Genomic DNA, 5,981 nt, shown 5'->3' with positions numbered 1-5,981 from the left:
AGTAAAGCCTTTTTCAGCTGTTCTAACTGGCGCTGCTTTTCTTCATGCAAAGTGATAGTTTTGTCGAGAGATTGAAAAAGCTGACCAATTTTTTCAGCTTCATTTGTATCGGAGCGATTCATATCAGCTTTATCTAAAATACCACTATGAAAATTAACAGATGTACTTGGAATAAGGACTTTAATTCTAGATAAATTCTTTGAGTTAATTGCTGGGTAACTAGTACCCGTACATCTTTTAAGGACTTTATCTACGAAGTTTTGTCTTTGTACTAAAGTGAGCAAGAAGTACCCATTTATAATCGGACGCATTTGGGTATATCCTGTTGAAAAAACGTATGTGTGATCATTCTTATCAAGTAGATAGTTATTTTTCTGATAAGGTCTTACATTTTGATAAAACAAATCACCCAAACGAGCCAAGCGTTGAGCCCTAGAAGGAGCACTGCTTTTTTGTTCGGTTCTATGAGCAATCATGGTGGTTCCTGAAACAGACTCTAAATCTACATATTCAAAAGTTAATGGTAAATCTTCTTTAGGATTAAAATCTGCAATCTCTCCCAGCTTACGTTGCTCCCAAGCATCAGCAAAGCCTTTAAACCGCAGTTCTGGGACTCGTTTAGCATCCTTTTCATTTTGTTTAGTCATGCTTAAACACCGCCTTAATCGCTTCAATCGTGGCTTGCGTTTGTTCATTCACATCAAGATCATCAACCAATGATAAAAAGTCAGCTTCACTTTGCGCGATTTGTTTATCCACATCCTGCATCTCTTTACTCAAGGCTACAATGTCGATTGGAGCTTCTTCTTCAAAAGTGTCTACATAGCGTGGGATATTCAGATTATATTCATTTTCCTTAATTTCATCTATAGTAGCCAAGTGCGCGTATTTATCAACGTCTTGGCGTTTTTTATACGTATTGATAATCTTGTCAATGTCTTGATCACGCAGGATATTTTGATTCTTGCCCTTTTCAAAGTCCTTTGAAGCATCGATAAATAGCACATCTCGATTATCACGATGCTTTTTCAAGACCATCACAATTGTTGGAATCCCAGTTGAGTAGAATAATCCAGCTGGCATCCCAATAATCGCATCAATTTGTCCTTTTTCTAACAAGGCCTTACGAATCTTACCTTCCGCAGCACCTCTGAAAAGTACCCCGTGTGGCAAAATAATTGCCATCGTGCCATCTTGATCCAAGTGGTATAAAGCATGCAAAAGAAAAGCGTAGTCAGCCTTACTCTTGGGAGCAACGGCACCGTAATCTTTAAACCGAGGATCTTTTAATCGACTCGCATCAGCATCCCATTTTTGTGAATATGGTGGATTAGCAACCACGGCATCAAAGAAGTGTGGACGATCAATACCATCTTTATCCAATCCGTCTGGCCAATCCATTGCCAATGTATCCGCATTGCGCAGCGTCATATTGCCATAATCAACGCCATGCATCATAAGGTTCATCCGTGCTAAGTTGTAAGTAGTCGTATTTAATTCTTGACCGTAGAAACGTACGCGCCCTTTCTGCTTACCATTTGGAATTTCATCACGCACGGTCAGCAGCAACGAACCGGATCCCATCGTTGGGTCATAGATTGTAAATGAATCCTGATCCATATTGATGTTGGCCGCTACTAATTTTGCCAAAACCTTTGAAACCTCATGTGGCGTGTAAAATTCACCGGCCTTTTTACCGGCATTGCTAGCAAACTGTTTAATCAGATATTCATAAACATCCCCTAAAATGTCGTGTCCATTTTCATCATAGTAGTCAAATTCATTAACCATTTTTGCCGTCGCAATCAATGCTTTGGTCCGTGTTGCCAGATTATTGCCCAAACGACTGTTGTTTAGGTTAACGTCGGCAAAAACCCCACGAAAATCCCGTTCGGCAAATGAATTCAACTGAGCGTTTTCTTCAAAATGGTCAAACATATTTTGGAAATCTTCAGCATTTGCCTTGCTCTCTTGAATCTTTTCAATCAAGGTTGCCCAAGTATCTTCTGGAGCAATCGCATATCCCAGTGCACCTGAGATATCTTCCAGGTAATCTTTTAAATCCTCACCCGTAGCTTCTTCTCGATACTCATCATTAATACTCTTGCCATCAATGTGGTCCAAAATATCATTGTCAACTAAATACTTTTCCTGCTTTTCCGATAAATAACGGTAGAACATAAAACCAAGAATATAGTTCCGATATTCGCTCGCGTCCATCGTTCCCCGCAATTCATTTGCCATACTCCATAATTGGCTGGATACATCCTGTGCCTTCGACATTTTTATTCTCCTAACTCTAATACTTACGTTTCATCAAATCAGCAAAATCATTAAAAGCCTGCCGCAGATGGTTTCGATATTGTACCTTTCGTAGGTTCTTCACATCTTTGTCATGTGCCGCAGTTTTATACGAATTCTGTGCTTCTTTGATGATGTTCGTTAATTCACCTTGCATGTCCAAATCATCATGTTCCAATGTATGCTGCTGAATCAGACGAGCAATATTCTTACGATTATTCCCGTCAGTTAGATCCATCAAGCCCCATTTTTGCATGAACCGTTCAATCTCATTTGACTCACTGCCCTTAGCAAATGACCGCATCAATTTACCGGCATCTTTACCTTGCAACGGGTAGACACCACCTTGCACAGCTCGATCAAACAATGCCTTAATAAATGCCAACAACTGAGCCGCATATTTTTCATCCTCAATCGCATTGGTGTAGCTTTGCAGCTGCTCATGCGTTTTTTTGGCCCCTGCCTCATCACCGCTGTGCAGTTGGTTGGCTAGTTGTGCCAAGAGTTCTTCAATGTAATCATAATTTACGCGCACGTCATTAACATGCTGCATCTTAAGCGATGGGATCGGCATATCGTCATCATTGTCATTGCCACGCCCACTAATCAATCTGTTCAACTTATTAGCAATGCGCCCAGTCAGTGCTGTTTCGTTTTGCTTGGTCATGCTGACTTTGGCAAGCAACTTTTCAGGATGCTTTTCATCATATTTATCGTCTTGTTTGATCTTAACCATCAGATGATTATACTCACGCATTTGATGCCACAATTCAACTTGTGCACTCTCACTCTTTGGTACGTCATCAAAATTACCAGTCAGCTCTTTAATCTTTTTTACGTTATCCTTCAGTTGGTCAACTAGCTCTTCATAAGATGGTTCTACGATTCCAGCCGGTTTATCAAGTAATTCCCCTTGAACCGCGGCTGATTGACGATTGGCATAAACAGTTAATGCTTTATTCATCAAATCTTCTGAATGTTGTGGCCAACGGTAGTTAACGATCCGCCCAAATGGCTTTTGATCCATATCCTGCACACGATTAGTTCGTGAATATGCCTGAATCAAGTTAGCCCCTTTCAATGTCCGATCAACGTAAAGTGTATTCAACATTGGAGCATTAAAGCCGGTCAACAACTGATCGACCACGATTACCAAATCAAGATTAACCGCATCATCGCCTAAATTTCTTGCTAAACGATTGGTTACGTCTTCGGTATACTCTTTTACCGTATCAGCGCCAAAATTGGTGCCAAACTCTGCATTATAGGCTTCAATGGCACGACTAAGGCCTCGATTATTTTCAAGCTGATTATCACCATTGGTCGTATCCTGACTAAACGTAATTGCTACTTTTAAGTGTTGATCAGCCGGTCGTAGCTTATTTTGTCGCTGAAATTCATCAAAGTACATCATAGCCATTGGCGTTGACGCTTTACCGCCACCAACATGGGTCGTCAACATAGCACTATACAGTCCATGATTGGATCGATTTGGCCAATACTTATAGATGTCTTCAACCACCAAGCGAACGTGTTCTTTATTATTGTCATATACACTTGGTTGAATCAGATCGTCCATATCGGCCGGCGTCAGATTTTTAATTCGTTCTTTGATCTGTTCATCAGTCCAAGATGGATTAAGCTTTTTAAAGAATTTTGGTAGATATTCATTTTCAAGCGTTTCCTTAGGCAGCGTGGTTTGAAAATCAACCTTGAATCCCAACACGTTACGATCAGCAATGGCTTCTCTAATCGTGTATATATGCAGTGGATCGCCAAAGATGTCTCTAGTCGTAATCACCTTAGCCACATCTTTTCGTTTAGGCTTATTGACGGTCTCTTCATCAAACACCGGTGTTCCAGTATATCCAACCCACGCCGAATGCGGAAAGGCCTTTTTAATATCTTTGATCATGTCGCCGCTAGTCGAGCGATGAGCCTCATCAACGATAAAGACTATATGCTGCTGATCAGTATACTTGTGCCGTCGCACTAAGGTTGCCATCTTTTGAGTTGACGTGACGATTACGCTGCGATCCTTTTTCTTTTTCAGTTTACGACTTAAGTCAAATACATTGGCCGTATCCATTACCACGCCGCCACCGGTTCTTTCAGGATCGTTATCGGGATCATAAGCTTGGTATTCTGCCACGGTTTGATTAGTCAAAGCAACTCGATCAACTAAAAATATCACTTTATCTACATTAGGTTGACGTGATGCCAACCATGCCGCTTTAAAGCTTGAGATCGTTTTACCAGATCCGGTTGTATGCCAAACATAGCCTAGACGCTGATCACCAGCTTCAAAGTCGTGTAACCTGATCTTATCCATTACTCGCCGTGTTGCGTAAACTTGATAAGACCGCATTACCTTAATCATCTGATGGTGTGGCGTACCATCTAAAATCATGTAATTAGTTGCCAATTGATGCGCCATTGGGATCGACAGAACTTTGGAGGCAAACAAACGCCAATCGTGAATAGGTCGATTAGTCTTTTCGTCTTGCCACTCAAATGCAAAATCGGTATTAAAATGATCAGCATCATTAGGCAGTGCCATGTAGCGAATTTCATTAGGCGTCATGCCTACGATAATCTGCAGGGTTGAATAGATACCACTATACTGCCGCTCATCCAAGTATTGCCGCATCTGATTAAATGCCTTATCAGTGCTGATTGAGTCGCGTTTTTCTTCGATTTGAATAATTGGCAAGCCATTGATCAAAAGCGTAACGTCAAAACGACGCGACTTTTTGCCACTAATAACTGGATCACGTTGAATCTGATTAACAATCTGATATACGGTATCACCACCACCAATCTGATCTTGGTCAAATACCGTCAAAATGATCTGCTTTCCATCCTCGTCACGTGAAACTGCTACTTGGCTTTTACCGCCAACGCCATATAAAAACATTCCCGCTTTGTATGGGTTATTGAGTCCTTCAATCTGCTGCTTCACCTGATTAAATTCGGTGTCAGATAAGGGTTTGCCATCTAGTTTATCTTGGTTGTTTTGTTCAAGAATCTTTTTGAAATTAGCCCAAAGCTGGCTGGTTGTCTTAATATCTGCCGCATATTTCCATTGCTTTGTATTACCAACATGCTGTAGATATTCAATCAATTCATCTTCAAAAGCTAATTCTGCTGAGTTATTGCTCTTCATAAATTACCTTCCCAAGTAGTTGTGATACATAATAAATTATAACCTTTGGTGGCGCTTTTAATGAGCATCTTAAAGAGATTCTCCTAAAGAAATATAGTTATACAGTGGCAATTTCAAATTGTATAAAAATGGCAGTTTAAAAATGTATAATAACGGTAATCTCAAATTATACAATTATGGCAGTCCACTCTACTGTCAATCAAATACTGTATTACTCTACAGTGATACTATGAATGCTCTCTTATGATTATCTAACAAACGCAATCATTGTGGCTTCCATAACTTTGAAAATCTGCTTTGGCGCATTGAATGCATTCTTTATTAAAAAATCCCCACTTCATTTTTGAAGCAAGGAATAGATCTTCACCAATACAATTTGACAAAGACACTTTATTTTACAAAAAACCGCCAGACGACGTAATGTCATCTGGCGGTTAATCAGTTGGGCTAGCTGGGTTCGAACCAGCGCATGACGGTACCAAAAACCGTTGCCTTACCACTTGGCTATAGCCCA

The 5,981-nt window shown here is 40.3% G+C and carries 2 protein-coding genes, 1 tRNA gene and 1 pseudogene; all 4 read right to left on the bottom strand.

Going from position 1 to position 5,981, the window contains the following annotated elements:
- Positions 1 to 647: pseudogene (locus HF864_RS09200) on the bottom strand (restriction endonuclease subunit S); the annotation flags it as partial.
- Positions 640 to 2,283, bottom strand: a complete 1,644-nt coding sequence (locus HF864_RS09195) for a type I restriction-modification system subunit M (RefSeq protein WP_169462691.1) — start codon at positions 2,281 to 2,283, stop codon at positions 640 to 642. The gene HF864_RS09195 and the pseudogene HF864_RS09200, both read right to left, overlap by 8 nt.
- Positions 2,284 to 2,299: 16 nt before the next feature.
- Entirely contained in the window at positions 2,300 to 5,467 is a 3,168-nt protein-coding gene (locus HF864_RS09190; RefSeq protein WP_169462690.1) for an HsdR family type I site-specific deoxyribonuclease, read from the bottom strand.
- 442 nt (positions 5,468 to 5,909) lie between these two features.
- Positions 5,910 to 5,981 (bottom strand) — tRNA-Gln (locus HF864_RS09185).

This window comes from Lactobacillus sp. MRS-253-APC-2B, assembly GCF_012843675.1.
GTDB lineage: Bacteria > Bacillota > Bacilli > Lactobacillales > Lactobacillaceae > Limosilactobacillus > Limosilactobacillus pulli.
The sequence above is the reverse complement of the archived record's forward strand: the minus strand, read 5'-3'. Positions and strand labels throughout refer to the sequence as shown.